This window comes from Paenibacillus campinasensis (genome assembly GCF_002272015.1).
GTDB classification, from domain to species: Bacteria; Bacillota; Bacilli; order Paenibacillales; family Paenibacillaceae; genus Paenibacillus_AQ; species Paenibacillus_AQ campinasensis.
Window position 1 is genome coordinate 1 of sequence record NZ_NPBY01000067.1, and the last position, 24398, is coordinate 24398.

The following is a 24398-nucleotide window of genomic DNA, read 5'->3' on the forward strand; positions in this document are numbered from 1 at the left end:
GGACCCGATTTCAGAATCGGGTCCTTATTCATGTAGGGCGCCTGGATTTACGGAATGGGCAACGGGAATGTATATCTGGACCCGGTCGTCGCCAAGGCGGCTTCTCCGCTCCAAACCGTACATCTCCGGGTTATAGTGGAGCCCGCGCTGTTTCATCTGCTGCATGACATAGATGAAGGATTGATCGGTATCCTCCCGGCCCGTGCCGCCTTCGTGTACATATACGATATATTCCCGGGTTGGCAGTGTAAGGCTGGTCATGCCGGGAGGAATGGTGCCAATCGCGGTGACTTCGATGCCGGCGATATAATGATAGACAGGCCCGCGGCTTAGAACGGCAGCGATCCAGTCCTGACCGCGGGTTGAACGTGGATATCGGATTTCTTGGATTCGGCTGCTTAGCTCCGTCCACAATTTGGGCTTAAGCGCTTGCGTCATATAGTAGGCGGTGAACGGCACTTTGATCTCCATGCCGACAAGATGGAACCCAGGCTTCACAAGCCGCTGCAATCCCGTCTCTGCCGGCTCAGGAAGGGAGCGCTGCCTGGCATTCAATATCGAGTATCCCCCGTGCCTGCCCTCATTCGCGTACAGCGGCACCCCGAGCTCGGACAGCTCGTGCAGATAGCGGAGCATCGTGCGATAGGACACGCCAAATTCCTCTGCCATCTGGCTGACGGTAAAGGTCTGTTTTCTCGTATACCCGCTGCATGACTTTCAGTATTCGCTCTGTTTTGGGCATGACGCGCCTCCTTGCCGTTTTATAGAAACGGTGACCGTTTTTGTCATAGTTTCAGTATATAATGAACACATAGTATGGTTAAAGGAGTGAATAGGAGATGACAGTTGAACAACGTAATGAAGCTTCAATTATAACAAAACCTGCTTTTCAGGCTGTGGGGATCAAGTGGGAAGGGACCTATGCCGAAGCGGGAGCGGGCGGCATTCGGGCCATTCATAAACAGCTGCAGGAGCGGCTTGCGGAAATTCCTTGCGCGATACATAAGGACACGATGCTCGGGCTATCCTATCACGCTCATCCCGGAGCGGAGGGGTTCACACACTATGCTACAGTGGAGGTAGAGAAGGTGGTCGACATCCCGGAAGGGATGGTGGCTATAGCTGTTCCTGAGCTGACTTATGCCACCTGTCATCACGCGAAACAGCAAAATATTCAGCAATCCTATACCAATGTGTACAACTGGATTCGTGAACAGGGCTATCAAGAGAAAGCCCCGGATGGATTGACCCATCTGGAGCAATATCCGATGGACCAGGACCCGTATGATGACCAGCCTGAATTTGTCATTATGATCCCTGTGAAATAAGAGATTCTTAAGGTATTCTCATAAAGTGGAATAACATGTAAATCCAGTAGATATACCGTGCATTTTCATAAGAAGCTCCGACGTCAGATGGTTTCACATCAATGGAGGCGTCATCAGTGTTGGACGGCTCAAGACCATAGATTTTGCGCAATTCATCTTCTCGTTCTTGACTTACAACTACACTTTGCATGTCTAATGCAGGCTTGCTTTCCCCGGCTCTAAGGCTTTCGATTGTAACCTCGGTGTCGGTTATAACTTCAGCCTGTACCAGCGGTGAGAACAGAGAAGAAAAGGTGTACAAAAAGGATATCAGTACAGCAGAAATCATGATATGTAAACGCATATTACCAACTCTCTTAATTGTATTGAGCCAAGCGGAATTATCATTCATCCTTTCGTGTCGGATGAGGCTCTACAATATAAACCAACTTTTATCGTAAGATGTTATACCTATATTCTAAAAATATTTCATGCGATTTGAAGTACAGTAAACAGGTTTTACAAGATACACGGAGGGGAGAAACAGAACATCATGATCGATTTGATCCAGCTGCGCAGGGAATTGCATCGTTACCCTGAGCTTGGCTTCACCGAATTTCGCACAGCCGCGATGGTTGTGAAGATGCTGACCGGGATGGGCTACCGCGTTATTTACGGCAAGGATGCGATCGAAGAATCGGCCAGACGGGGGCTTCCTCGTCCGGAGGTGCTGGAAGAGGCTTATCAGCGCGCCTTGCGCGAAGGTGCCGATCCGGAGATCGTGCAGAAGATGAGGGGCGGCTATACCGCGGTAGTCGCAGAGCTGGAAGGGATGGAGGCTGGGCCGACGACTGCTTTCCGTTTTGATATGGATGCGTTGCCGATCACGGAAAGCGCACTAGACAAGCATACGCCGCAGGCGACAGGCTTTCGCTCCGAGCATGAAGGCATTATGCATGCCTGTGCTCATGACGGCCATACTGCGATGGGACTGGCCTTGGCGGATCGGCTGAAGGACAGGCAGTTTGCGGGCAAAGTGCGCCTTCTGTTCCAGCCTGCCGAAGAGGGAGTGCGGGGAGCTTACGCGATGGTTGAAAAAGGGATGCTGGATCAGGTCGACAGACTGTTCTGCCTCCATCTCGGTGTAGGGGTTCCATCCGGCCATATCCGGGGAGCGGCAGCGGGATTTCTCGCAACGACGAAGCTAGAGGCGAGATTTACCGGCATATCGGCTCATGCCGGGGCTTCGCCGGAGGAAGGCCGCAACGCCCTGCTAGGGGCATCGACAGCGCTGCTGAATATTCATGCGCTGCCGCGATTCAGCTCTGCGGATACCCGGATTAATGTAGGGGTTCTCGAGGGAGGAACCGGCGCGAATATTATTGCCGAGCATGCGCGCATGATCATCGAGACCCGCTCGGCCGATGAGGCGACGAACCGGGAGCTGGAGCGGCGAGTGCGCATGATTATCGAGCATAGCGCCCGGATGCATGAGCTCCAGGCGGAGGTTGAAGTGATCGGCGGCGCCATTCCGATCCGCTGTGATCTGGAGCTTGCAGCGCTTGCGGTCCGGGAGGCCGGACATATACCGGAATTCACCTGTGCCGAAGTGGTTCAGGACAGCGCCGCTCTCGGCAGTGAGGATGCCAGCTACATGATTCGTCGTGTCCAGGAGCAAGGAGGGCTGGCCACCTATATGATCATTGGCACTCAGTTGTCCGCCCCGCATCATCATCCCGGATTCGATATCGATGAAGCGGTGCTGGAGCCGGCGGTGAATCTGCTCGAACGGCTGGCTAGAACGATGCAATAACAGGTAGCTGAAGGCTGCTCTCGTAAGTCATGGTTATGACTTGAGGGCAGCTTTTTTTTCATGACGGCGGCGCTTTTTCACCAGCATGATGACCCTGCTCTCTTCACTTTCAGATTTTTATATCGAATCATCATTTTGTTACATGTGGTTTCGTCCAAGGCCGTTTTACAATGAACAGGAGACCGGTGTGCGGTCAAGTTATGCAGATGGATACACAGATGACAGGGGAACCGAACCAGGCTTGGCCTTGGCCGGGAACCTAATGATAGTGGAAGCGAGGAGTGAAGAAGCATGTCAACTCAATTCAGATTTTCGTCGTTTCATCCAGCCGTCACAGGCCTGCTGCATGGAGGAGACTATAATCCCGACCAATGGCTGGCTTATCCGGATATTATTCAGGAAGACTATCGGCTGATGAAGCTGGCCAATTGCAATGCATTCACACTGAATGTGTTTGGCTGGAGCGCGATTGAGCCGGAGGAGGGACGCTATGAGTTCGGCTGGCTCGATCAGATGATGGATAACTTGGCGGAGAGGGGCATCCAGGTCATTCTGGCGACGCCGAGCGGAGCCCGACCGGCATGGATGTCGGCTAAATATCCCGAAGTGCTGCGTGTACAGAGCAATCGGCGGCGCAATCTGCACGGCCACAGGCACAATCACTGCCTGACTTCCCCGGTATACCGGGAGAAGACGAGGGAGATCAACCGAAGACTGGCCGAACGGTACAAGGATCACCCGGCGCTTATTCTGTGGCATATCTCCAACGAGTTCAGCGGGGACTGCCACTGCGATTTGTGTCAGGAGGCATTCCGTCAGTGGCTGAAGCGGAAGTACGGCACGCTGGAAAAGCTGAACCATGCCTGGTGGACCGGCTTCTGGAGCCATACGTTTACGGATTGGACGCAGATTGAATCCCCTGCTCCGCATGGGGAGGATCAGGTGCACGGGCATAATCTCGATTGGAAGCGGTTTGTAACCGACCAGACGATCGATTTTTACCGGAATGAAATCGCGCCCTTGCGGGACATCACACCGAATGTCCCGGTAACGACCAACTTTATGGGCGATTATCCGCATATGGGGCCGTACATCGGACTGAACTATGCGAAGTTCGGCAAGGAGGTGGACGTCGTCTCCTGGGACAGCTATCCGACCTGGCATCATGATGCTCAATCAACGGCTGATCTGGCCGCCGATGTCGCTTTTGTTCATGATATTTATCGTTCGATGAAAGAGGGGCAGCCGTTTCTTGTGATGGAGAACACGCCGTCCCTGGTGAACTGGCAACAGGTGAACAAAACGAAACGTCCCGGCATGCATGCCTTATCTGCCGTACAATCGCTGGCCCACGGGGCGGATGCCATCCTGTATTTTCAGTGGCGCAAAGGACGGGGCGCTTCGGAGAAATTCCACGGCGCTGTGGTAGGTCACAGCGGACATGAACATACTCGCGTATTCCGTGAGGTCGCCGAGCTGGGGGATATTTTGCGCCGCCTTGGTGATATTCAAGGTACGAGTGTGAAGCCTGAAGTAGCGGTCATTTATGACTGGGAGAATCAGTGGGCGATGGATGACGCTCAGGCGCTCAAGCCGAGAGAGAAGCGTTATATCGAGACTTGCCAGGCACACTACAAAGCTTTCTGGAAGCGGGGCATCCCGGTGGATATTATTGACATGGACAACGATTTTTCGTCTTACAAGCTGGTGATCGCACCGATGCTGTACATGATTCGTCCCGGCGTTGCGGAGCGGCTGGAGCAGTTCGTCCAGAAGGGGGGAACGCTGGTGGCTACGTACTGGAGCGGCATCGTGGACGAGTCTGATCTCACCTTCCTGGGCGGCTTCCCTGGACCGCTGCGCTCACTGCTCGGCATATGGGCAGAGGAAATCGATACGCTGTATGATTCCGATCAGAACAGCATTCGACTGACGTCCGAAGCTCTTGGCCTGGACGGAACTTATGAAGCCAGCGAATACTGTGAGGTGATTCATGCCGAGACTGCCGAAGTATTGGCAGCTTATGCATCCGATTATTACGAGGGCATGCCTGCGCTCACGGTCAACACTTTCGGACGGGGACAAGCTTATTATATCGCCTCCCGCAATGAGGACCGTTTCCATCAGGATTTCTACGACCGGCTTGCACAACAGCTTGGAATTAGAGCAGTGCTGGATGCCGCTTTGCCGGACGGAGTAAACGTCCAGATGCGCTCTGACGGCGAGTCTGAATATGTGTTCATTATGAATTTCTCGGAAGTTTCGCAGCGAGTGAATCTGCCGGAGCATGGCTATGAAGATGTGCTTGGCCAGCAGCCGGTAGCGGGCGAACTGATCTTGCCCAAGTATGGATTTGCAGTGTTAAGACGCCAGGCAATCCGTTACAATAGAGCATAAGCGATCTTGAAAAGCCTGTTTATTGGATGAACAGGCTTTTCAGTTATGCTGCCTGTGGCGGTAGAACACATGAGATGGAAGTTGGGGGATACCGCACAGATTAAACGGAACACGACTGTCGTGTCAGGCTTGAAAGGTGATTGCTATGGAGAAAATCAGATACACCTTGTCAGGGCAGGAGCGGCCTTTGCCTTTATTTGTAGAGAGCGTTGGCTATAATCCGAGGGAAGAGGACTTTGCCAGGCCGGAAGGATACCCGTATTTTCATTGGCTGCAAACGGTCGAGGGAGAAGGAGAGTTCAGGTTTTCCGGCGAGGAAGTTACGCTGAGCAAGGGAAGAGGAATACTGCTCATGCCGTTTACGGCACATTCCTATTACTGTACAGGGGACGGCGATTGGTCGACGCTGTATATGACGTTTGGCGGCGCCTCGGCGGACAGCATTTTGCATGCGCTGGGCATCTCCTCCGCGGTCTATACCGAAACAGAGGAATTTCCGTTCTCGGAGCTGATCTGGCGCATGATGGACCTGATGGGGAAGGGAGCGGAGTTTTCCCGGCTGGACGCATCCGAGGAGCTGTACCGCTTTTTAATTATGCTGAAAAAATACGGCAAGACGCAAAGCCAGCACTCCCTGTCCCATTACTATGAACGGATTCGACCGGTTGTAGAGTGGCTTGAGCGCATGTATGCCGACAATATCGGACTGCAAGAGATGGCGCGCGAGGCGGGCATGAGCTCCCAGCACCTGAGTCACCTGTTCCGCCAGACCTTTCATATGAGTCCATATGCCTTTCTTATCCAGCTTAGGATTCGGGAAGCCAAGAAGCTGCTGGTTGCCAGTCCGGACATAACGCTGAAGGAAGTGGCGCAGCGTGTGGGCTTTCAAGACGTCAGCCACTTCGTGGCTACCTTTAAACGAATCGAGCATATCACTCCGAATCGGTACCGCCATCTGTTCAACTAAAATGAAAAAGACCTGGATGCGCCCATCTACTTCGCAGGGCCGGGATTCAGGTCTTTCGTATGAATACGTCTATTCCAGGTTTAATGCCCGTTTCAGCTGAATGATCCTGGTGCTGTCGATATGATTGCATTTCGGGACATGGCGCTTGAGAAAAGGCACCACATGCTCGATATACTCATCCACCTTCTTGGCTGGGCTCTGCTCCGGCATATGAAGTATAAACCGCGCCAGCACACGGGATTCGAGCGACCAGGTCGTCTGGTTCCGGGCTGGCTTGTCGATCGACACGATCTGTTCCGTCACAATTTCCCCGTCCAACCGGTTCAGCTCATCTTCAATATATTGTCTGTAGTTCTCTTCCGCAGGTACTCTCAGCCTACATTGTGCGTATGTAATCACTTCGATCACCGTCAACCGTCCTCCTGTGTCTGATTCCTCCCCATTATACAATGACGTGCTGTCGATTATAAGCAAGATGTGTTGATTTATTTTCGAGATATACTTTACATATTGTGTAATATGTATGTTATACTTATACCTTGAAGAAATTATAGCATCAGGCTGATGAATGAGATGCGGCAAAGGGAGGATTACCAAATTGAGTACAACCATTAAAGTAGGAATCGTCGGTTATGGAAATTTAGGAAAAGGTGTTCAGAAAGCGATCGGACAAAACCCTGATCTGGAACTGGTCGCCATATTCACGCGCAGAGATCCACAGCAGATGACAGATGCATCCGGTGCACGTTTTGAACATATGACAGCAGCCGAGCAGTATATTGGCAAAATCGATGTGATGATTCTGTGCGGAGGATCCGCTACGGATCTGCCGGAGCAGACGCCACAGATTGCCCGTCTGTTTAACACGGTGGACAGCTTCGATACCCATGCTAAAATTCCGGAGTTTTTCGAACAGGTGAACAAGGCCGCTCAAAGCGGAGGTAATGTCAGTGTCATTTCTACCGGCTGGGACCCGGGGCTCTTCTCGATGAACCGTCTGCTGGCTGAATCAATTCTGCCGGAAGGCCGCGAGTACACGTTCTGGGGCAAAGGCGTGAGCCAGGGCCACTCGGATGCGATTCGACGCGTACCAGGCGTTAAGGCTGGCGTACAGTACACGATCCCGGTGCAAGATGTCATTGAGTCGATCCGTTCCGGAGAGACACCAGATTTGACCACACGCGAGAAGCATGCAAGAGTGTGCTATGTCGTTCCGGAAGAAGGCGCAGATCTTGAGCAGATCAAGCAAACGATCGTGTCGATGCCGAACTATTTTGCCGACTACGACACCACCGTGAACTTCATTACTCAAGAGGAGCTCGATGATGAGCATTCAGGCATGCCGCATGGCGGGTTTGTCATCCGAAGCGGCGTTACCGGCAACGGCAACAAGCAAATCATTGAATTTGGCCTCAAGCTGGACAGCAATCCCGAGTTTACCGCAAGTGTGCTTGTCGCATATGCGAGAGCTGCCTATCGCTTGAAGCAAGAGGGACAGCAAGGTGCCAAAACGGTGTTTGACATTCCGCTTGGCTACCTCTCCCCGAAATCGGCTGAGGAGCTCCGCCGCGAGCTGCTGTAAGGCCCGTTTCGTTTAATCCCCTGATACACAAGTGAATCCCTGTCGTCATGAAAGACGGCGGGGATTTTTGTGTTTGCTTTGTATGCTTATGCGAGCATTGCGCTAGCCAATCCTCCTTCCAAGTGCTTTATTCAGGCCGCGGGCCTGCGGCACCTGGAAAGAAACTTCGGCTAACTTGGGGAGCTTAGCTTAAACGACGCCTTGGGCGATCATCGCATCGGCCACTTTCAGGAAGCCTGCGATGTTGGCGCCAGCGACGAGGTTGCCGGGGGTGCCATACTGTTCTGCGGCCTCGACAGCACTGCGGTAAATGTTTTTCATAATCTGCTGCAGTTTGTCATCCACTTCTTCGGCGCTCCAGGAGAGACGCATGCTGTTCTGGCTCATTTCCAGTGCAGATACGGCTACACCGCCGGCGTTGGCAGCCTTGGCCGGTCCGAACAGAACACCAGCCTGCAGGAACAGCTCGATAGCCTCAAGGGTAGATGGCATGTTCGCGCCTTCCCCCACAGCTTTGACACCGTTGTGGATCAGCGTTTGAGCTGCTTCGGCGTCCAGCTCGTTTTGGGTAGCGCATGGCAGGGCGATGTCGCAAGCGATGTTCCAAATGCCGGTGCTGCCCGGATAATATTGCGCATGTGGATGAATGCGCACATATTCGCTGATGCGCAGACGATCTCGCTCTTTGAGCTGCTTGAGTGTTTCAAGCTGGATGCCCTCAGGATCATAGATGTATCCGTTCGAATCGCTGCAAGCGACGACGTGAGCGCCTAGTTGCTGTGCCTTCTCAATGGCATAGATGGACACATTGCCGGAGCCGGACACGACCACACGGCTGTCCTTGAAGCTGAGTCCCTTGGCGGCGAGCATCTCCTGTACAAAATAGACACAGCCGTATCCGGTTGCCTCTGTGCGTCCGAGGCTGCCTCCATACAGTACGCCTTTCCCTGTCAATACGCCAGCTTCATGTCCGCCGCGAATGCGGTTATATTGACCGAACATAAAGCCGATTTCCCGCGCGCCAACGCCGATATCTCCGGCAGGCACATCGGTGTCAGGCCCGATATGACGATACAGTTCTGTCATAAAGCTTTGCGTAAAACGCATCACTTCTTGTTCGGATTTGCCTTTGGGATCGAAATCAGAACCGCCTTTTCCGCCTCCAATCGGCAGTCCGGTCAGCGAGTTTTTGAAGATCTGTTCAAAGCCTAGAAACTTAATGATACCGGCATAGACCGAAGGATGGAAACGAATGCCGCCTTTATACGGCCCGAGGGTGCTGTTGAATTGAACGCGGAAACCGCGGTTCACTTGAACCCGGCCTTGATCGTCTGTCCACGGCACACGGAAGGTAATCATGCGCTCCGGTTCTACAAGGCGCTCCAGGATTCCGTATTCCCGAAATTTCGGCTGTTCGGCCAGGACCGGGACAATCGAGTCGAGAAATTCACGGACAGCCTGATGGAATTCAGCTTCATGCGGATCGCGGGACACGACCTGGGCATAGATAGACTCAACATAATCTTTCGCGGCAGCAAGCGGCGAAGAAACAGAAACATGGGTAGTCACTTTTACGATGCACTCCTTCAAATGGTTAAAGTAGTAAGGCGTGGAACGCCCTGTCAACATCATGGCTAAGGACGTCAGGACAATCTCACCATGGAAGCATTTTCAGCTGTTTGTATAAATGCAATAAATTTTTGCACAAATTCAAGTGAGGTTGAAGAGGATTTTATAGAATATCCACATCGTTTTCCAATAAAATCATTTTTTTGACCTCATTAATAATTTCTATGCACCTATCGTTTTATGTAAGTTTTTTGTGTTGAAAAAACAAGGTTTCTTGTTATGGGGATGGAGGGAGTTTACTTGTTATGGCAGGTTTTTCGAGGGATTTTCGTGCCAGAACCATCGTGAGGATGATCGGGATGATGGATTCGAAAAGTGCAAATGAATGAGGGATGATTATTTTTGATTTTGAAAATAATTGTGGATTAATTTCGGATATGGTTGTATAATTATACGTTTTATCATGAGGATGGGTTATGTGAGTCCATATGTTAGCCGAGCAGCTGTCAACGAAAGCAGTAACAGCCGATATATGACAAACAGCCCGCGTCGATGACGCGGGCTGCTTCCGGGTTGTCCGGATACGAGATCCAATCGCTCCAGCTTCTTATCCCCCTACGAACCCCATGTTCAGATAGTTCTGAAACAAAAAAATAGGGGTACCGATCAGCGCGGCGGGAATGCATCGGAAGATATGCCAACGTCCATGTGCAACGATCCCCCTTGGCTACGCTTGGGAGGACTTGTGGAGCAAGAAGCCCGTGGAGGACGGGGCTGTTTGCAAGTTGTTGAATGGTTGTTGGCAATGGTAAATCTCGTTTGACCTTGTTTGACTTTTAGGTAATTTTATTGTATAATACTGGTATATTGTTGGTTTTGGGAGGTAGCGCCTCGGCGAGATACACCATCGAACTTAGCGAAAATCAAAACTGCGGGAGGGATGCTTATGAAAACGCTGTGGAATATGTTTGAGGGCATCAATGTCGGAATTCCTCCTTTCGTAGTACGCCTCAAAAAGCCAGACTTTTCTACCTTCGCTAAGGTATCTCCCAAAACTAATAATGATGTTATTAAATGAGGTGATAGCTATGGATTGGCTCTGGACATGGGGCGGTCGTTGTTTCGGGTATAGAGATGGCGATGATCTTTGGACTTATAATGGCAAACATGTAGGCAAGTTCTATAATGATGAAGTCTATGATCGTAACGGGCAATACCTTGGGGAAATAATAAATGGTAATAGGTTAATTAGAAATAAAAGCAAAAAGAGTTGGAGAAAATCCCCCTTTGCCCCTTACGGTAAGCGTGGGAGATATGCTAAGTATGCGAACTATGCTGGTTATGCAATGTATGCTGGTTATGAAGATTTCCCCAAATTTGAGGATGAATAATAGTCTTTTTTAGACCAATTGCCATATATCTTGATCGCTTGGATTCTCCAATTTTATGATTTTTATAGAATACTAATCACCGCCGCCATAGCTTTGGCGGCTTTTTTGCATCTATTTTGAGAGGAGCGATTCATATGCCCACGGCAACAGCAACACGCGAACGGCTGACTTCCGCTGCGATCACCTTGCACCATCCGCTCGATTATTACTTCGGTATCTTCCTGCGAGCCAAGGAAGCCGAAGGCTTGAAGCCCCGGACGCTGAACGACCACAAGAGCCACTACCGCTACTTGCAACGTTGGTTGGTCGATCAGTATCCAACGCTCAAGCTGGAAGAACTGACTGCTGACCACGTTCGCCAGTACGTCGGGCACATGCTGACCGAACACTGGACACCCAACGTTGCAAAGCCACAAAAGCGCCAAAGGCTGGGCACCCGCAACCGTGAACATACGCATCCGGACGCTCAAGTGCTTACTTCGGTTCCTCCATGACGAAGGATACTTGAAAGCCGACCTTGCTTCCCGCGTAAAGCTCCAGAAAGTCAAAGAGGACACCATCGGAGCTTTCGAGAAGGAGCAAGTGCTTCAACTACTTGCTGCACCGAATCAACGGACGTACCTTGGTTTCCGTGACTATGCACTACTCACCTTGCTTTTCGACACCGGACTGCGAATCAACGAAGCATTGAATATGACCGTGGGCGACCTGAACGGTGCAAACAGAACGATTACTGTCCGTGCCGACATTGCCAAGAACGGTATGTCGCGCTCTGTACCTATAGGCAATCGTACTGCCGAGATTCTCACCGCACTCGCCCAAGAGAACCAAAAGGAGTTCACCAGACGAAGCCCTTCCAACCTGTTTCTCTCGAACAGCGCCAATCCTTTGACGTACAACCAGGCCTATGAGCGAATCCGTCTGCACGGTGCAAGAGCAGGCATCACTGGCGTTCGCGTCTCTCCGCACACGTTCCGGCACACGTTCGCCAAGCTGTACCTCATGAATGGCGGCGACCTTTTTTCACTGCAAAAGATACCGGCCACCACGACATCAGTATGGTTCGGAAGTACGTCCAGTTGAACAACCGCGATCTGCAAGAACAACACTCACAAAACAGCCCACTCGTCGGCATGTAACCGGTTCAAGTGCAGAGGTGTTGAAACACGCCAAACCGAACCCACTCAAAACCTATATGCATCAAAGGCTCCGAAGGTAGCTAAAGAAACGTATCACCTGCTTAACAACGCTGAGGACAAGCGCTTTTGGACAGGCTATCTGCTTTGGTGCGCGAGACAGGATAAGGCCGATGTTCTAGCGGCGTACGAGAAAAGCAAACAAATAATCGCAGTGAAATACCCGCAATTAAAGGAACGTGAGAGTGGTAACTACGCTGTTGTATCGCTTGGTTTGTACTACTTCAAGAAGCTGGCTGATGAGTATGGATTGAACTGCCACTATTCCGATGAAGAGATATATGATGTCGTTGATACGATCACCGAGCATGCAGAGGCAACTCTCGGCAACAAAGTCGATGAGCTTTGGCAGTTCCTCGGCGATCTTTCATATTTTGGGAACACCCATGGCAATAACAAGGGCAACGTATTCGGAATCGGAAAGACCGTTATGGTATACCAGCCAACCGCTGATAAGAAAGACGTATATGGCAAAGATGGCGGACGGAAAGCGGAAGTCCGTGCGGAAAGTATTGCTCATTAAAATTGCAGATGCTATTCAAACGCTCCATAATGTGGGGATTAAAAATAAGTACGATGAGAAGATGCTGATGCCGATTATCATGAGCTACTTTCAGAACGCTCAAGTAAATGGCGGTGACGGATTAGTAGTAGCTCCACAATGTTACCGCGTTGCTGGTGGGCGCTATACTGCGTTCAATTGGGAAGAGGTTAGGGAGATGTTCGACTTCGTTGAAGAACTACAGTCGGATGCCAATATCAAGCAAGAGGTAGAGAAACTGGCCAGAGGGCTGCATGGGAAAAGTGATTCTAATGATGATGACAAAGATACTCTGATATATTAATACACACTTTCCGTCAAGTTGAAGTATGGAGACTTGGCGGCATTTTTGTGGTAAATTTATACTATGAATTAAGCCCTATAAGAAAACCTACTTCAATTCAGAAAAAGGTTAGCTGAGCCCAAGGAGGGATATATGCGATTGAATCTAACTAATAATGTTTGGTGGTTCTTCTTTCCATTAAAGGGTTTGCTTTTGAAAGATACGATTAACAGTATCTCGAATCCTATATTCCATGATGCCACGATAATTTCAAGAGAGCAAATCGAAGGGATACTACCTATTTTGGATTCTAGTAACAGCACAAAGAATGATTCAAACAATATAATATACCTATTTGAAGATGATTTTTATGATGATTTTGATGTATATCTTGCAATAAAAAGAACCGGTATTATTCCTATTCCTGATGGAAGCAAGCCAGAGTTACTAAAGAAAGCTACAGCAAGAGCATATGAAATTGCAGCACTTTTAACCATTGTATATTTCGAGTGGAACGGGCACAAGGGAACTTGTGGGTTGTTAGAGCAGATGCATAGATATAATAAGACAATTATGGCATATAACTTCGAGAGTAAAGGATTTAATATTCATTTATCTGACCCTATTACTAATATAATAGAAACTCCTGAAGACTATTTAGAATTCACCCATAGTGAGATCACTGATTTACTAAATAGTGAACGATATGTTGAACTTTCTACCATAATCATTAACTATAGATATATTTCGTCGCAATTACGTAGTACAGTCATTCTGTCGGTATTGCGACTTTCTAGTGCAATTCATTCTTTAGATTATTCATCTCAAATACTTGGTTGTGTGACTGCTATTGAAATTCTTTTCTCAGAGCAGGGCGATGGTTTTGGTCTGATTAAAAAAAGAGTACGTGCTCTGGTTGGACAAATGTACGATAGCCTTTCTGTTGAAGAAGTATTTAATGCACGCCATTTATTTGTGCATAAAGGTACTAGCATTGATGATCAAAGTATAGCATTAAAGGCTATTAAATTAGCTATAGAAGTGCTAATTTACTACTCAAAATCTACACAAAAAGGAATTACATCAAAAAAGCAGATGTCTGAATATTTAGATGTTATCTATACTGCAAATAAATACGCTCTTAACTGGAATCATAATCTCCTAGAAAATTGAAATTATCACAGACATTCTATGAACTTAAAACATGGAGGGAAGCCATGCAAAACTATACGCAGTATATAGCAGATGTTAGCGATGATATTAACGCTTGCTTGGAAAATATGGGATGCCAGCCAATCCTGTTTATCGGATCTGGATTATCGAAGCGTTATTTTGATGGACCTAATTGGGAACAACTACTTATGAAAATGGCTGAATTGTGTCCCCTTATTGACAAGGAGTATGCTTATTATAAGCAAAGTAACGGATCAAATATTAAAATAGGCGAAGTCTTTTCTCAACTTTATAAGGAGTGGGCTTGGAGTACTGGTAAAGAAAATTTCCCAAGGGAACTATTTGATGCATCCAAATCATCTGATATTTACTTTAAACATAAAGTTAGAGAATTTATAGAATCTATTACTCCGCCTACCTTGCAGCATATAACAGAAAGTAAGTTAATCAATGAAATTGAATTGTTGCAACGCATACGTCCCCATACTGTTATTACAACAAACTACGATCAATTCTTGGAGAAAGTCTTTCCTGACTATGAACCTATTATTGGTCAAAAAATCCTTAAAACCAATCCTATGAGTATTGGTGAGGTATTTAAGATTCATGGTTGTATTACAGAACCTGAGAGCATGGTTTTGACACAAAATGATTATAATGAATTTATGAATAAAAAGAAATATTTAAGCGCCAAGCTGCTAACATATTTCGCAGAACACCCTTTATTATTTATTGGTTATAGCGCAGAAGACCCTAACATAAAGACCATTTTATCTGATATCGATGAAATTATTTCAAGCAACAACGAGCTAATACCAAATATATACATTCTCGAATGGTCACCTTCGGTATCCGATTCCCAATACCCGCAACGTGAAAAAATTATTTCTATTGATTCATATAGGAGTGTGCGTATTAAATCAATAACAAGTAATTCATTTAATTGGGTATTTGAGGCATTCGGGGCAAATGACTCTATTGAAAAAATAAATCCAAAAATCTTGCGTTCGTTACTTGCAAGAACGTATGAACTTGTGAGATATGATATTCCTAAAAGGACAATAGAGGTAGACTTTGAGTTTTTAGAAAAAGCTGTAGGGGAAGAAGGAGAGCTCGCAAAAATTTATGGAATTACTACTCTTACAAATCCAACTGCTTTAAATGCATCATTTCCCTACACTTTATCACAAGTTTCAAAACAACTGGGTTTTGAAGGATGGCACAGCGCTCACTCGCTATTAGAGAAAGTTAAGAGAGAGACGGGGCATAGCATTAAGACCAGCGATAATAGATATCATATAACTGTTAAAGTTGGTGATAGAATGACCACTCATAAATATTCAGAAGAAATGGTTGCTTTGTTGCGAAAAGTTATAAATAATGAAGAATATGTTGTGAACTTATAGCGCAGCGGCAACCGTCCGTTCCTGACCGTTGTCACCATAAGCAGCGCAGCACCAAAACTCGTGGTAGTCACTTGGGTATACCTTTGCCCCGGTTGACTGCCACTTGCTGTCACAGCGGTGGCAGTGGACGGGAGTCGTAAAGAAGGTGCAGCGGAGCAATTTCTGTCACAGTGTCACCCGAAAGAGCCAATAGGAACCGAAAGAACAAGGCAATACAACAACAAGTAGCCCGGAACAGGGGTAAGATGGTGACAGAGTGACAAAAGTGAAGCTCGGAGCCGCAGAGAAGGTACGAGCGGAACTGCCACCACAGTGACAGAAGGTGACAGAAGGTGGCAGCGAAGTGACAACAAGAGAAACAAAATAATAAATAATCAATCCTCTTAAAAGCTAAGCGCTCGCTTTTGACCTTACAGGAGTCGTGGCTGAACAATGCCTTTGATCTTTCACTCATTCAACAACAACCTGACACGACCGCCTTACTTCTGCTGGCTCCGGGCCGCTTGCAACTGCTTTCCTCGGGGCCTTGTTGCTGTTGACAGAAAAGTCCAAAGAGGGTCACAACAGGTCACATGCTCATAACCTGCTACAGCCCCCAAACACGCGTCCGACACGGACTTCTCGTCTCTCTACTCTTCCCCAGTTGCTACCGGATTCCTCTCATACGAGATCCAGTCACTCCAGCTTCCTGCATACAGCTTGACGTTCCGGTATCCGGCTTCGTGCAATGCCAGCACATTCGGGCATGCGGTTACGCCAGAGCCGCAATAGACGATAATGTCTGAAGTTTCAGGGATATCTGCGAATCGCCGCTGAATGGCCGCTGCATCAAGCCATCGTCCTTGTTCATCCAGCAGCTCCTTCCAGAAATAATTGACCGCGCCGGGAATATGTCCGGCCTTGGTATCGATCGGCTCCTCAATACCGGCATAGCGGCGAGGTTCGCGAGCGTCGATCAGCATGCTGCTTCCTTCGCGGGAAGCTGTCCGCACCTCCTCGACATCAGCCAGCATTCCCGGTTGAAGCTTCGGCTCATATGTAACAGGAATAACAACCGGCTGCTCCTTCGTTACCGGGTAGGCAGCTGCTTTCCAATGCGTAAAGCTTCCGTCCATCACATAAGCCTGGTCGTGGCCGGTGTATTTCAGCAGCCACCACAAGCGGCTGGCCATGGCACCGCCTTGGTCGTCATATGCAATGACCCGCATACCATGATGGATGCCGGCCTTACCCAGCGAAGCTGCAAGCTGGTCCATATCAGGCAGCGGATGGCGCCCACCGTGAGCGGCAACCGGTGCGGAGAGGTCCCGCTCCAAATCCAGATACACCGCGCGCGGAATATGTTCCTCATCATATGCGGTCCGGCCTGCATCCGGCTGTCCCAGAATAAAGCGGCAGTCTACAATGACAATGTCAGGTTCGTACAGGCGGGCCAGCAGCCATTTCATCGATACGATATGTTTCATCGGAGATCACGATCCTTATGGAAATTTAGATGTAATGATAGTATTCGAATTATATCATACTCGGTTATGCCTCAGTGCCCTCGCATCACAAATCCGGTCTGCATCCGTGCAGACCGCCAAGCCGACTACCGATTATGGCTGAAACGGGGGACGCGGTAACGGGACCGGAGGCTTGGCGCGATCATCACGTTGAATCAGGGAACTTCCTGATAGTCCCCTGAACCAAAGGGATAATGAGGCTAAGGGGTTAGGAAAAGCCAATAAACATGCATCAAGCACGGGAATTGCTGCTGTGCCTCATTATGGCTTGATCGTTTGGATTAGCAGAGCTGTATAGGCTTTCGCGCCTTCAGGCCGAAGGTGAACACCGTCCTCATAAAAATATTCCGGATGCCCCTTGCTGGCAGAGTGCCAATCGGCGAGAGACACGTTAGGGTAATCCGCAGCGGCTTGGGCCAGCATGCGGTTCACCTGCTGTTCCCAGTCGCGCGGAACACGAATGTTCACCAGGACAACCTGCTTCGCAGAAGACAGGGAGGTGAGCAAGGAATCCAGCTCCTGGGGTGAAAAGGCTCCATTCGTCCCAAGGGCGATAATCACGACACCACCGTCGATGCGCCCCCATTGTGCGAGCTGGGGAAGCAGGCTCTCTGCCTGCCGAAGCTGACGGCCGATTTCGGCATCGATGTTGATGCCGGGGAGCGATTGCTCGAGATAAGGCGTGACGCCAAGCATGACAGAGTCGCCAATAGCCGAGATGGCTGCAGCGGGACTGCCGGTTTCATGGCCCGCTCGGGGCGGCTCTCCTTGCTGCGGTCTGGATTTACCTTCGCCGGAAGGGCTGTCGCCTGCGTCGCCGCTGCCGGAGGGATCCGAAGATGGTGCATCACTCGGCTGGGTAGACGAGGGGGATTTCTCTCCGCCAGACGGAGGCAGATCCTGCGAGCTGGTGTCGCCTGGTGAGCCAGGCTCGCTTTGCTGCCCGGTCTCATCGGAGTCAGTTGGGCGAGCCTTTCCTGGCGCAGGATCCCCGCTGCCCGCACCCTCCTCAGAGTCCTTATCGGGATTGCCGGTTGCTGACGTCTCGTCGCTTCTTTCATCGATAGACGAAGGAGGAGACTCAGGCTTCTCGCCGCTGATATCAGGCTTACCGTCAGCGTTTCGATCATCAGATTCGCCCTGCGCTTGCTGCGGATGGGTGTTATTGATATGGCCCTTCGTGGTGTCGCTTCCATTCACGGCACCCGCCGGCTGGCTTCCTTCCGGATTCGTCATTTCAAGCCAAGCGGCCATATCGCCGCCCGTTTTTACAGTGTGGGCGCTGGTCATAATGCCGAAGCAAAAAATAGCGAGCAGTCCTATCAAACCTAATGAAGCCATCGATCCTCGCAATGTCAGAAAGATCGAGCGCGGCTTACGCTGCCGGACGTTGTTCCACAGCGACTGCAGACGGCCTCTACGAATCGGCTCCTCTACATAGGTATAAGTTAAGGCTGCTAGCACGATGCTGGCGATAATCTGCAGGCTGATCTCCGCGGCGGACAGCTGCCCAGGCCCCGCTGGAGGCGAAGTCAGAATCATGACCGGATAATGCCACAGATAAATGCCGTAGGAACGAACGCCGATCCATCGCAGCGGCTTCCAGCTTAGCAGCCTGCTCCACATCGATGCAGGATGTGCGAGCGCGGCTACCAGCACCGCAGCGGCGACAGAGAAGCCGAGCATGCCGCCTTGATAGACGAGCGGATCATAGCGATCCGTCTTCCACAGCATGAACAGGACGATGAACAGCGCAAGCCCGCCCACGAGGTTGAGGCTGTGTCTGGTCCTTCTGGTCGATGAGACGGATGAGAGCTTTGAACTTGGCCAGACCAAGGCAAGTGCTGCGCCGATCAGCAGGCCGAATGCACGGGTATCCGTTCCGAAGTAGACCCGGCTTGGATCCGTTCCGGGTACGTATAATGCAGCCATGGCAAATGCCGACAGCGCCGCCCCTGTCATAATGAAGGTGAACAGCTGCCCCCTTCGGGGAAAGAATCGCAGACCGATGACCATCAGAATCGGCCATAGCAGATAGAATTGCTCCTCCACCGCCAGTGACCAGAAGTGACCGAGCGGGGATGGAGGCCCGAATGATTCGAAATAGGATTTTTGTTCCCAAATGAATTGCCAATTGCTTATGTATGTCACAGCTCCGAGCACATCGTTTCGAAGCTCCGGTAATCTGGCGGGATCGAACAGCGTCACCCATACCACAGTCATGAACAACGTGAACAGCATGGCAGGCATCAGCCTTCTTATTCTGCGCATCCAGAAATCTTTAAGATTCAATGTACGGCTGTGATGCCACTGGGCAGCCAGTATATCGGTAATCAAATAGCCGGAGAGTACAAAGAAGAGGCTGACTCCGAGGAAGCCGCCGGAGGCGAAGCCAAACTGCCAGTGATAGGCCATCACTGCGAGCAGGGCAAGCGCACGAAGACCGTCGAGTCCGGGCATGTATCGGGTCAAGGGACGGTCTGGCGGATGTATGTTTTCTTTGACGGGTGACTTGTTCTTGTGCTGGTCGTATGTAGGTGCCCTATGAAGCATGTTAACCTTCCCTTTCTAAGCTGGGGATATCACATTCTTCCGATGTGTTGTCAAGCAAGAGCCATATCCCTGAGAATCGATATCACTTCATCATCTTATCATGGCTGAAATGCCAGAAGGTGACAAAAACATGAATTCGTGGATACATTATGATGTCAATAAAAAGACAGAAATTTCACTGGACAATGACAAGGAAAAAGGAGGCGAACCTTTCGGGTTCCCTCCTTTAGGGGATGAGCTTATAGAGGCAAACTTCGCAGTCACGGATGTAGTCCGGATTATCGGTAGCAGGAGTTATTTAACAAGAACGCAGGTTACAGGGCAGCCCCTTCGCGTTTGCGGAAGAAGGCCTTCAGCGCCTCGTACACCTCGGATTTATCTTTGATGACGTAATGCATGAATTGGTCCAGCTTTATATTTTTGTAGGCGGACATCAGCGTGCTGTTGCGGTTGTACTGATTAACTTCTCCGTATCCGAACATGTTGCTCACTTTAAGCAGCTCGCCGATCAGCTTGACGCAGCGCTCATTATCCGAAGTCAGGTTGTCGCCGTCGGAGAAATGAAACGGATAGATGTTGTATTTGGCCGGAGGATACCTGCGGTTAATGATGTCCAGCGCTTTCTGGTAGGCAGAAGAGCATATCGTTCCACCGCTTTCGCCCCGGGTGAAGAACTCCTCCTCGGTCACTTCTTTGGCTTCCGTATGGTGCGCGATGAAAACGATGTCGACTTTTTCATATTGTTTGCGGAGGAAGCGGGTCATCCAGAAGAAGAAGCTGCGCGCGCAGTATTTCTCAAAAGATCCCATAGACCCCGAAGTGTCCATCATCGCGATAATGACGGCATTCGACTCGGGAATGACGGTATCATCCCATGTCTTATACCGGAGATCGTCCGGGCTGATTCCGTGGATGCCGGGATTGCCGTCTCGCGCATTGCGCCGCAAATTTTCGAGAATGGTCCGCTTTTTGTCGATGTTGGACATAATGCCTTTTTTGCGAATGTCGTTGAAGACGATGGACTCGGTTTCAATCTGCTCCTTATCCTTGGGCTGCAGCAGCGGAAGCTCGAGCTCTTCAAACAGCATGTTCTCCAGCTCATCAATGCTGACTTCGGTTTCCACGATGTCGTATCCGGCCTGGTCCCCGGCAGATTCTCCCTTTCCGGGCTGGGCCGAGGCAGGGTCGCGGCCAAGCACATCGCCGACCTGGCTGTCACCGTCACCTTGACCGACATGCTTTTGCTTTTGATAATTATAGATGAAGCGATACTCGTCAAGACTGCGGATCGGCACTTTGATGATCTGTTTGCCATCGGACAGAATAATATTCTCTTCCGTAATAAGATCGGGCAGGTTGCTTTTGATGACCTCACGGATTTTATGCTGATGACGGACCTGATCCTGGTACCCTTTGCGATGGAGAGACCAGTCTTCCCGGGATACGATAAACGAAAAGTCGTCCTTGTTCTGCAAGCGGCAGTCACCTCCCAAGTGTAGTCTTGACCTTGTGCAGGATTCATCTGAGTTAATGCGCTGTAGTATCTCATTATATTCGGGAGAAAGAGCGATATGTGAGTGTGAAATGGCGAAAAAAAAGACTCTCTTCCGAATAAAGCGCAGGAAAGAGAGCCGATCGATAGGAGCAATAAGGGGCTTAACCGGTTAAAACCATAAAAAACAGAGAGCCGATCGTAAGCATAATGACACCGTTGATGATGGAGCCGACAACACCGAACACGCGCTTGCGCTGCTTGGTGAAGGCACCGGCCAGACCGAGAATCAACCCGACCAGATTGATGAAGATAATGATCATGAAGATGGCGGCAAGGGTTGTCATGGCTTCGAGTGTTTCCTGGGTAGGTTCGAGTACGGTGCCGTCTGGCGTTATGAACGGTTCGATCATGGTGTTGCCCATCGCGCCGAGAAGTATGTATCCGACCAACGTGATCACAGACAGAATGAAGGAAGCAATGCCAAGTCTTGAATGCTTCCGGTCTTCAGGCGGGGCAAAGGAATGGTTGTCGTTGCCCGGGACATCGTGCTGCTCGGGCGAGGAAGATGTTGGTTCCATAATATATTCGCTCCTTCTAATGTAGTAGCTCCCTAATAATGTTTCACAAAATGGCCTTGAAATCAAGTCTGGGCGGTATTCAGAAAGGTAGCAAAGAAAGGGGCAATCCGTTAAACTAAAGGCTGTACATATGAGGATGGCTAAGGATGCTGTGATATGTTGTAAAGGAGTTGAATGAAATGCAGCGTATGTTTATTGCCTGGGGCGCGGTGCTGATGGCGCTATCGGTAGCGATTGGGGCGTTCGGTGCGCATATGCTTGAGGATCGCATTGGTGCGGATGCGCTGGCCGTTTATGAAACGGGCGTTCATTATCATATGGTTCATGGAATTGCCATTTTGATTACAGGACTGTTGGCCGGAGTTTCCGGGAATTCAAGAGGATTGTTCTGGGCCGGCACGCTGTTTATTGTCGGGACGATTATTTTTTCCGGCAGTTTGTATGTGCTCAGCATAAGCGGCATCAAGTGGCTGGGGGCGATTACGCCAATCGGTGGCACCGCTTTTATTGCGGGGTGGATTGCGCTAATGGTCTCGGCCCTGTCAGGTCGGCGACAATCGCGATGAACATTAAAAATGGCTTCTCCCAGCAGCTGGGAGAAGCCATTTTTAAGTTGCGGACCTATGAGCTCACACTAAATTCGTCTATCTCATTGACTTTGAACGTGTATACTTGCTTTTCATCAACATGATACACATTCACCAAAGCGTTGACCTCGTCAAAATTAAGAATGCGGCAGGGCAAGCTGATTTGCTTCCCTCTTTGATTAGTGGTCAAGCGAACGAGCCGATTATCTCTGCTGTACTGTTTGATCCATTCAAACGGATCGTTGCCAGCGGTGATGTTCTCTACGTTCTTACTGGTGGTGTCTGTGATCTCAGCTGACTCCGTTGTCTCTGATTTCTCTGATAATGCCGTGGTCACCGCAACCTCCTGGGAGTCTACATCACCAGATTCGAGGTCTAGAGGGAGTGGTTCTGGGGATTCTTTATTCGTTTGAACCATCACGTCGATCAATTTTCCAAGCTTTATGCCGGATTTGATTTGAAAATCGACGACCTCTTTCTTGCTGTTAAGCAGTTCCAGCAAATATTGCAAAGCCAGTGCGTTGGAGGGACTTTTGACCAATATATCAACGTTAAATAAATGGCCCCTGTCGTCGGTGTCTGTGTTCTTTCTCATAGCTTTTAACCTTCACCAGCTTTCACATTATTCCTAGTGTCTACAATATACCATATTTCAAAAATTTTCATAGTCCTAATGTCTCTGTGACAGAGACTATTATACTGGTACCTAATTTCGGACTTCGGAACCAAACGAATAATCTAGGAATACATATATCTAAAGGCGTATGAGGGGAGGTACAAGGACATGGTTACTCTGCTGCCAATGGAGGTGGAAGGGCATACGGTGATGGGTGTGGAGGTGAAGCTGCCCAAAACGACCTTGCTGGCCGTCTACACATCCCGTGGATATATCATGTGCGGAGCCCTTGATGTTGGTCTTCTTAATGAAAAGCTTGCCGACAGGCATATTATAGCAGGGAGAGCCGTTGGTGTAAGGACATTGGAACAGCTGATGGAAGCCCCATTGGAATCGGTAACGCTAGAGGCCGAGAAGATGGGGATTCATCCCGGAATTACCGGAAAAGAAGCGCTGCTTCGTATGCTGTGAGATGGCCGACATACAGGTTGATTGGTTGCAGGTTTCGGGCTGCCCTTACGGGCGGCTTTTTTGTGTTTCGCATTTACGTAAACTCCTGCTTTATCATCCGAACACAAGAGGCTCCGGCTTTTTTTGTAGGCAGTCTACAATGACTCGTTATCCTTGATGTTATATAATGTTACAAACAATGAGTTGGATATAACGCGAATATAACATGAAAAGTGAGGGGTAACTGATGATTGAAGCAAACCCATATTCCTTCCCCTACGACGGGGATTTACGTTGTGACAACACGGCATTGATTATTATCGATATGCAGACCGATTTCTGCGGGCCGGGCGGTTATGTGGACCGAATGGGGTATGATCTTTCACTTACCCGGCGAGCTATTGAGCCTATCCAGCGCATTCTGGAAACGGCTCGGGCATTGGAAGGCTTCACGATTATTCATACGCGTGAAGGGCATAAGCCGGATCTGTCGGATTTGCCGGACAACAAGCGGTGGCGCAGCCGGCAGATCGGAGCCGAGATCGGGTCTGAGGGGCCTGCTGGCAAAATCCTTGTGCGCGGCGAGGCCGGCTGGAACATCATTGACGAACTGGCTCCGCTTCCTGGAGAAATCATCATTGATAAACCGGGAAAGGGAAGCTTCTACGCAACCGATCTGGATCTGATTTTGCGCAATCGCGGAATCCGGAACCTCATTCTCACGGGCATCACGACCGATGTCTGTGTTCACACGACGATGCGGGAGGCTAACGACCGCGGCTATGAATGCCTGATCCTGGAGGACTGCACCGGGGCGACCGATTATGACAATCATCTGGCTGCACTCAAGATGGTGACGATGCAGGGCGGCGTTTTTGGCAGTGTCTCGGATTCTAGCCGCGTGATCGCTGCGCTCAAGGCATTGGCGGCTGCCCATGCATAGATACCGGTATATATATTTGCTTCAGCTGTTAGCGAAAGGAGGGGCA

General features: G+C 49.7%; 25 protein-coding genes. 16 read left to right on the forward strand and 9 right to left on the reverse strand.

All coding sequences use genetic code 11. The features are described from left to right. Positions 1–24: 24 nt before the first annotated feature. The gene (locus tag CHH67_RS20305; protein ID WP_244908270.1) at positions 25–669 is read right to left on the reverse strand and encodes a GyrI-like domain-containing protein; all 645 of its coding nucleotides are present in this window, start codon (positions 667–669) and stop codon (positions 25–27) included. Positions 670–839: 170 nt separating this feature from the next. Here CHH67_RS20305 and CHH67_RS20310 point away from each other — a divergent pair, with 170 nt between their 5' ends. Continuing rightward, positions 840–1328 (forward strand): GyrI-like domain-containing protein, encoded by a 489-nt coding sequence (locus CHH67_RS20310; protein ID WP_095267206.1) that lies wholly within the window; start codon positions 840–842, stop codon positions 1326–1328. Positions 1329–1335: 7 nt separating this feature from the next. Here the strand turns inward: CHH67_RS20310 and CHH67_RS20315 are convergent, their stop codons facing one another. Next, a complete protein-coding gene (locus CHH67_RS20315) occupies positions 1336–1671 on the reverse strand; it encodes a hypothetical protein (protein ID WP_095267207.1) in 336 nt (111 codons plus the stop codon). Positions 1672–1860: 189 nt separating this feature from the next. Between CHH67_RS20315 and CHH67_RS20320 the strand changes: the two genes are divergently transcribed. The 3 genes from CHH67_RS20320 (at position 1861) to CHH67_RS20330 (ending at position 6484) form a co-directional block, all read left to right on the forward strand. Further along, entirely contained in the window at positions 1861–3120 is a 1260-nt protein-coding gene (locus CHH67_RS20320) for an amidohydrolase (RefSeq protein WP_095267208.1), read from the forward strand. A gap of 291 nt (positions 3121–3411) precedes the next feature. After that, positions 3412–5517, forward strand: coding sequence for a beta-galactosidase (locus CHH67_RS20325; RefSeq protein WP_095267209.1), 2106 nt, complete (start codon positions 3412–3414; stop codon positions 5515–5517). Between the two features lie 145 nt (positions 5518–5662). Further along, a complete protein-coding gene (locus CHH67_RS20330; protein WP_095267210.1) occupies positions 5663–6484 on the forward strand; it encodes an AraC family transcriptional regulator in 822 nt (273 codons plus the stop codon). A 69-nt stretch (positions 6485–6553) separates the two neighbouring features. Here CHH67_RS20330 and CHH67_RS20335 read toward each other — a convergent pair whose 3' ends face one another. Next, positions 6554–6892, reverse strand: coding sequence for a hypothetical protein (locus CHH67_RS20335; RefSeq protein ID WP_095267211.1), 339 nt, complete (start codon positions 6890–6892; stop codon positions 6554–6556). Positions 6893–7082: 190 nt separating this feature from the next. On the opposite strand from CHH67_RS20335, the gene CHH67_RS20340 reads away from it, so the two are divergent. Next, positions 7083–8066, forward strand: a complete 984-nt coding sequence (locus CHH67_RS20340; protein ID WP_095267212.1) for a diaminopimelate dehydrogenase — start codon at positions 7083–7085, stop codon at positions 8064–8066. Positions 8067–8255: 189 nt separating this feature from the next. Here the strand turns inward: CHH67_RS20340 and gdhA are convergent, their stop codons facing one another. Beyond that, entirely contained in the window at positions 8256–9635 is a 1380-nt protein-coding gene (gdhA, locus tag CHH67_RS20345; RefSeq protein ID WP_095267213.1) for an NADP-specific glutamate dehydrogenase, read from the reverse strand. Between the two features lie 946 nt (positions 9636–10581). Here gdhA and CHH67_RS27100 point away from each other — a divergent pair. From CHH67_RS27100 to CHH67_RS20380, 8 genes are all read left to right on the forward strand, one after another. Further along, complete coding sequence (locus tag CHH67_RS27100; RefSeq protein WP_280523059.1) at positions 10582–10713, forward strand: hypothetical protein; 132 nt, start codon at positions 10582–10584, stop codon at positions 10711–10713. 10 nt (positions 10714–10723) lie between these two features. Further along, positions 10724–11026: a 4-fold beta flower protein gene (locus CHH67_RS20350; RefSeq protein ID WP_095267214.1), complete on the forward strand. Its 303-nt coding sequence runs from the start codon at positions 10724–10726 to the stop codon at positions 11024–11026. Positions 11027–11160: 134 nt separating this feature from the next. Next, a complete protein-coding gene (locus tag CHH67_RS26005) occupies positions 11161–11520 on the forward strand; it encodes a hypothetical protein (protein WP_144029293.1) in 360 nt (119 codons plus the stop codon). A 10-nt stretch (positions 11521–11530) separates the two neighbouring features. Beyond that, entirely contained in the window at positions 11531–12109 is a 579-nt protein-coding gene (locus CHH67_RS20360; protein WP_179292180.1) for a tyrosine-type recombinase/integrase, read from the forward strand. 267 nt (positions 12110–12376) lie between these two features. Further along, positions 12377–12745, forward strand: a complete 369-nt coding sequence (locus CHH67_RS20365) for a hypothetical protein (RefSeq protein WP_144029294.1) — start codon at positions 12377–12379, stop codon at positions 12743–12745. Next, on the forward strand, positions 12735–13067 hold the full coding sequence (locus tag CHH67_RS20370; protein ID WP_095267218.1) for a hypothetical protein: 333 nt from the start codon (positions 12735–12737) through the stop codon (positions 13065–13067). Before CHH67_RS20365 ends, CHH67_RS20370 begins: the two co-directional genes overlap by 11 nt. Positions 13068–13205: 138 nt before the next feature. Continuing rightward, a complete protein-coding gene (locus CHH67_RS20375; protein ID WP_144029296.1) occupies positions 13206–14219 on the forward strand; it encodes a hypothetical protein in 1014 nt (337 codons plus the stop codon). Positions 14220–14263: 44 nt separating this feature from the next. Beyond that, complete coding sequence (locus tag CHH67_RS20380) at positions 14264–15625, forward strand: SIR2 family protein (protein WP_095267220.1); 1362 nt, start codon at positions 14264–14266, stop codon at positions 15623–15625. A gap of 629 nt (positions 15626–16254) precedes the next feature. Here CHH67_RS20380 and CHH67_RS20385 read toward each other — a convergent pair. The 4 genes from CHH67_RS20385 to CHH67_RS20400 form a co-directional block, all read right to left on the reverse strand. Further along, the gene (locus tag CHH67_RS20385) at positions 16255–17091 is read right to left on the reverse strand and encodes a sulfurtransferase (RefSeq protein ID WP_095267221.1); all 837 of its coding nucleotides are present in this window, start codon (positions 17089–17091) and stop codon (positions 16255–16257) included. A gap of 300 nt (positions 17092–17391) precedes the next feature. Further along, the gene (locus tag CHH67_RS20390) at positions 17392–19683 is read right to left on the reverse strand and encodes an acyltransferase family protein (protein ID WP_244908271.1); all 2292 of its coding nucleotides are present in this window, start codon (positions 19681–19683) and stop codon (positions 17392–17394) included. Between the two features lie 314 nt (positions 19684–19997). Next, on the reverse strand, positions 19998–21158 hold the full coding sequence (yhbH, locus tag CHH67_RS20395) for a sporulation protein YhbH (RefSeq protein WP_095267222.1): 1161 nt from the start codon (positions 21156–21158) through the stop codon (positions 19998–20000). A gap of 181 nt (positions 21159–21339) precedes the next feature. Continuing rightward, positions 21340–21756, reverse strand: a complete 417-nt coding sequence (locus CHH67_RS20400) for a hypothetical protein (protein WP_095267223.1) — start codon at positions 21754–21756, stop codon at positions 21340–21342. A 179-nt stretch (positions 21757–21935) separates the two neighbouring features. Here CHH67_RS20400 and CHH67_RS20405 point away from each other — a divergent pair, with 179 nt between their 5' ends. Next, positions 21936–22322: a DUF423 domain-containing protein gene (locus CHH67_RS20405; protein WP_095267224.1), complete on the forward strand. Its 387-nt coding sequence runs from the start codon at positions 21936–21938 to the stop codon at positions 22320–22322. A 55-nt stretch (positions 22323–22377) separates the two neighbouring features. Here the strand turns inward: CHH67_RS20405 and CHH67_RS20410 are convergent, their stop codons facing one another. After that, positions 22378–22938, reverse strand: coding sequence for a hypothetical protein (locus tag CHH67_RS20410; RefSeq protein WP_095267225.1), 561 nt, complete (start codon positions 22936–22938; stop codon positions 22378–22380). A 189-nt stretch (positions 22939–23127) separates the two neighbouring features. On the opposite strand from CHH67_RS20410, the gene CHH67_RS20415 reads away from it, so the two are divergent. Then, positions 23128–23430: a YunC family protein gene (locus CHH67_RS20415; RefSeq protein WP_095267226.1), complete on the forward strand. Its 303-nt coding sequence runs from the start codon at positions 23128–23130 to the stop codon at positions 23428–23430. 226 nt (positions 23431–23656) lie between these two features. After that, positions 23657–24352, forward strand: coding sequence for a biuret amidohydrolase (gene biuH / locus CHH67_RS20420; RefSeq protein ID WP_095267227.1), 696 nt, complete (start codon positions 23657–23659; stop codon positions 24350–24352). Positions 24353–24398 lie beyond the last annotated feature (46 nt).

Bases quoted from the DNA above. Each gene is read 5' to 3' on its own strand.
- CHH67_RS20320 (WP_095267208.1), top strand. From the start codon at position 1,861: ATGATCGATTTGATCCAGCTGCGCAGGGAATTGCATCGTTACCCTGAG.
- CHH67_RS20350 (WP_095267214.1), top strand. From the start codon at position 10,724: ATGGATTGGCTCTGGACATGGGGCGGTCGTTGTTTCGGGTATAGAGAT.
- CHH67_RS20305 (WP_244908270.1), bottom strand. From the start codon at position 669: ATGGCAGAGGAATTTGGCGTGTCCTATCGCACGATGCTCCGCTATCTG.
- CHH67_RS20385 (WP_095267221.1), bottom strand. From the start codon at position 17,091: ATGAAACATATCGTATCGATGAAATGGCTGCTGGCCCGCCTGTACGAA.
- CHH67_RS27100 (WP_280523059.1), top strand. From the start codon at position 10,582: ATGAAAACGCTGTGGAATATGTTTGAGGGCATCAATGTCGGAATTCCT.
- CHH67_RS20400 (WP_095267223.1), bottom strand. From the start codon at position 21,756: ATGGAACCAACATCTTCCTCGCCCGAGCAGCACGATGTCCCGGGCAAC.
- CHH67_RS20310 (WP_095267206.1), top strand. From the start codon at position 840: ATGACAGTTGAACAACGTAATGAAGCTTCAATTATAACAAAACCTGCT.
- CHH67_RS20315 (WP_095267207.1), bottom strand. From the start codon at position 1,671: ATGCGTTTACATATCATGATTTCTGCTGTACTGATATCCTTTTTGTAC.
- CHH67_RS20380 (WP_095267220.1), top strand. From the start codon at position 14,264: ATGCAAAACTATACGCAGTATATAGCAGATGTTAGCGATGATATTAAC.
- CHH67_RS20405 (WP_095267224.1), top strand. From the start codon at position 21,936: ATGCAGCGTATGTTTATTGCCTGGGGCGCGGTGCTGATGGCGCTATCG.
- CHH67_RS20325 (WP_095267209.1), top strand. From the start codon at position 3,412: ATGTCAACTCAATTCAGATTTTCGTCGTTTCATCCAGCCGTCACAGGC.
- biuH (WP_095267227.1), top strand. From the start codon at position 23,657: ATGATTGAAGCAAACCCATATTCCTTCCCCTACGACGGGGATTTACGT.
- CHH67_RS20415 (WP_095267226.1), top strand. From the start codon at position 23,128: ATGGTTACTCTGCTGCCAATGGAGGTGGAAGGGCATACGGTGATGGGT.
- CHH67_RS26005 (WP_144029293.1), top strand. From the start codon at position 11,161: ATGCCCACGGCAACAGCAACACGCGAACGGCTGACTTCCGCTGCGATC.
- CHH67_RS20410 (WP_095267225.1), bottom strand. From the start codon at position 22,938: ATGAGAAAGAACACAGACACCGACGACAGGGGCCATTTATTTAACGTT.
- CHH67_RS20330 (WP_095267210.1), top strand. From the start codon at position 5,663: ATGGAGAAAATCAGATACACCTTGTCAGGGCAGGAGCGGCCTTTGCCT.
- CHH67_RS20390 (WP_244908271.1), bottom strand. From the start codon at position 19,683: ATGCTTCATAGGGCACCTACATACGACCAGCACAAGAACAAGTCACCC.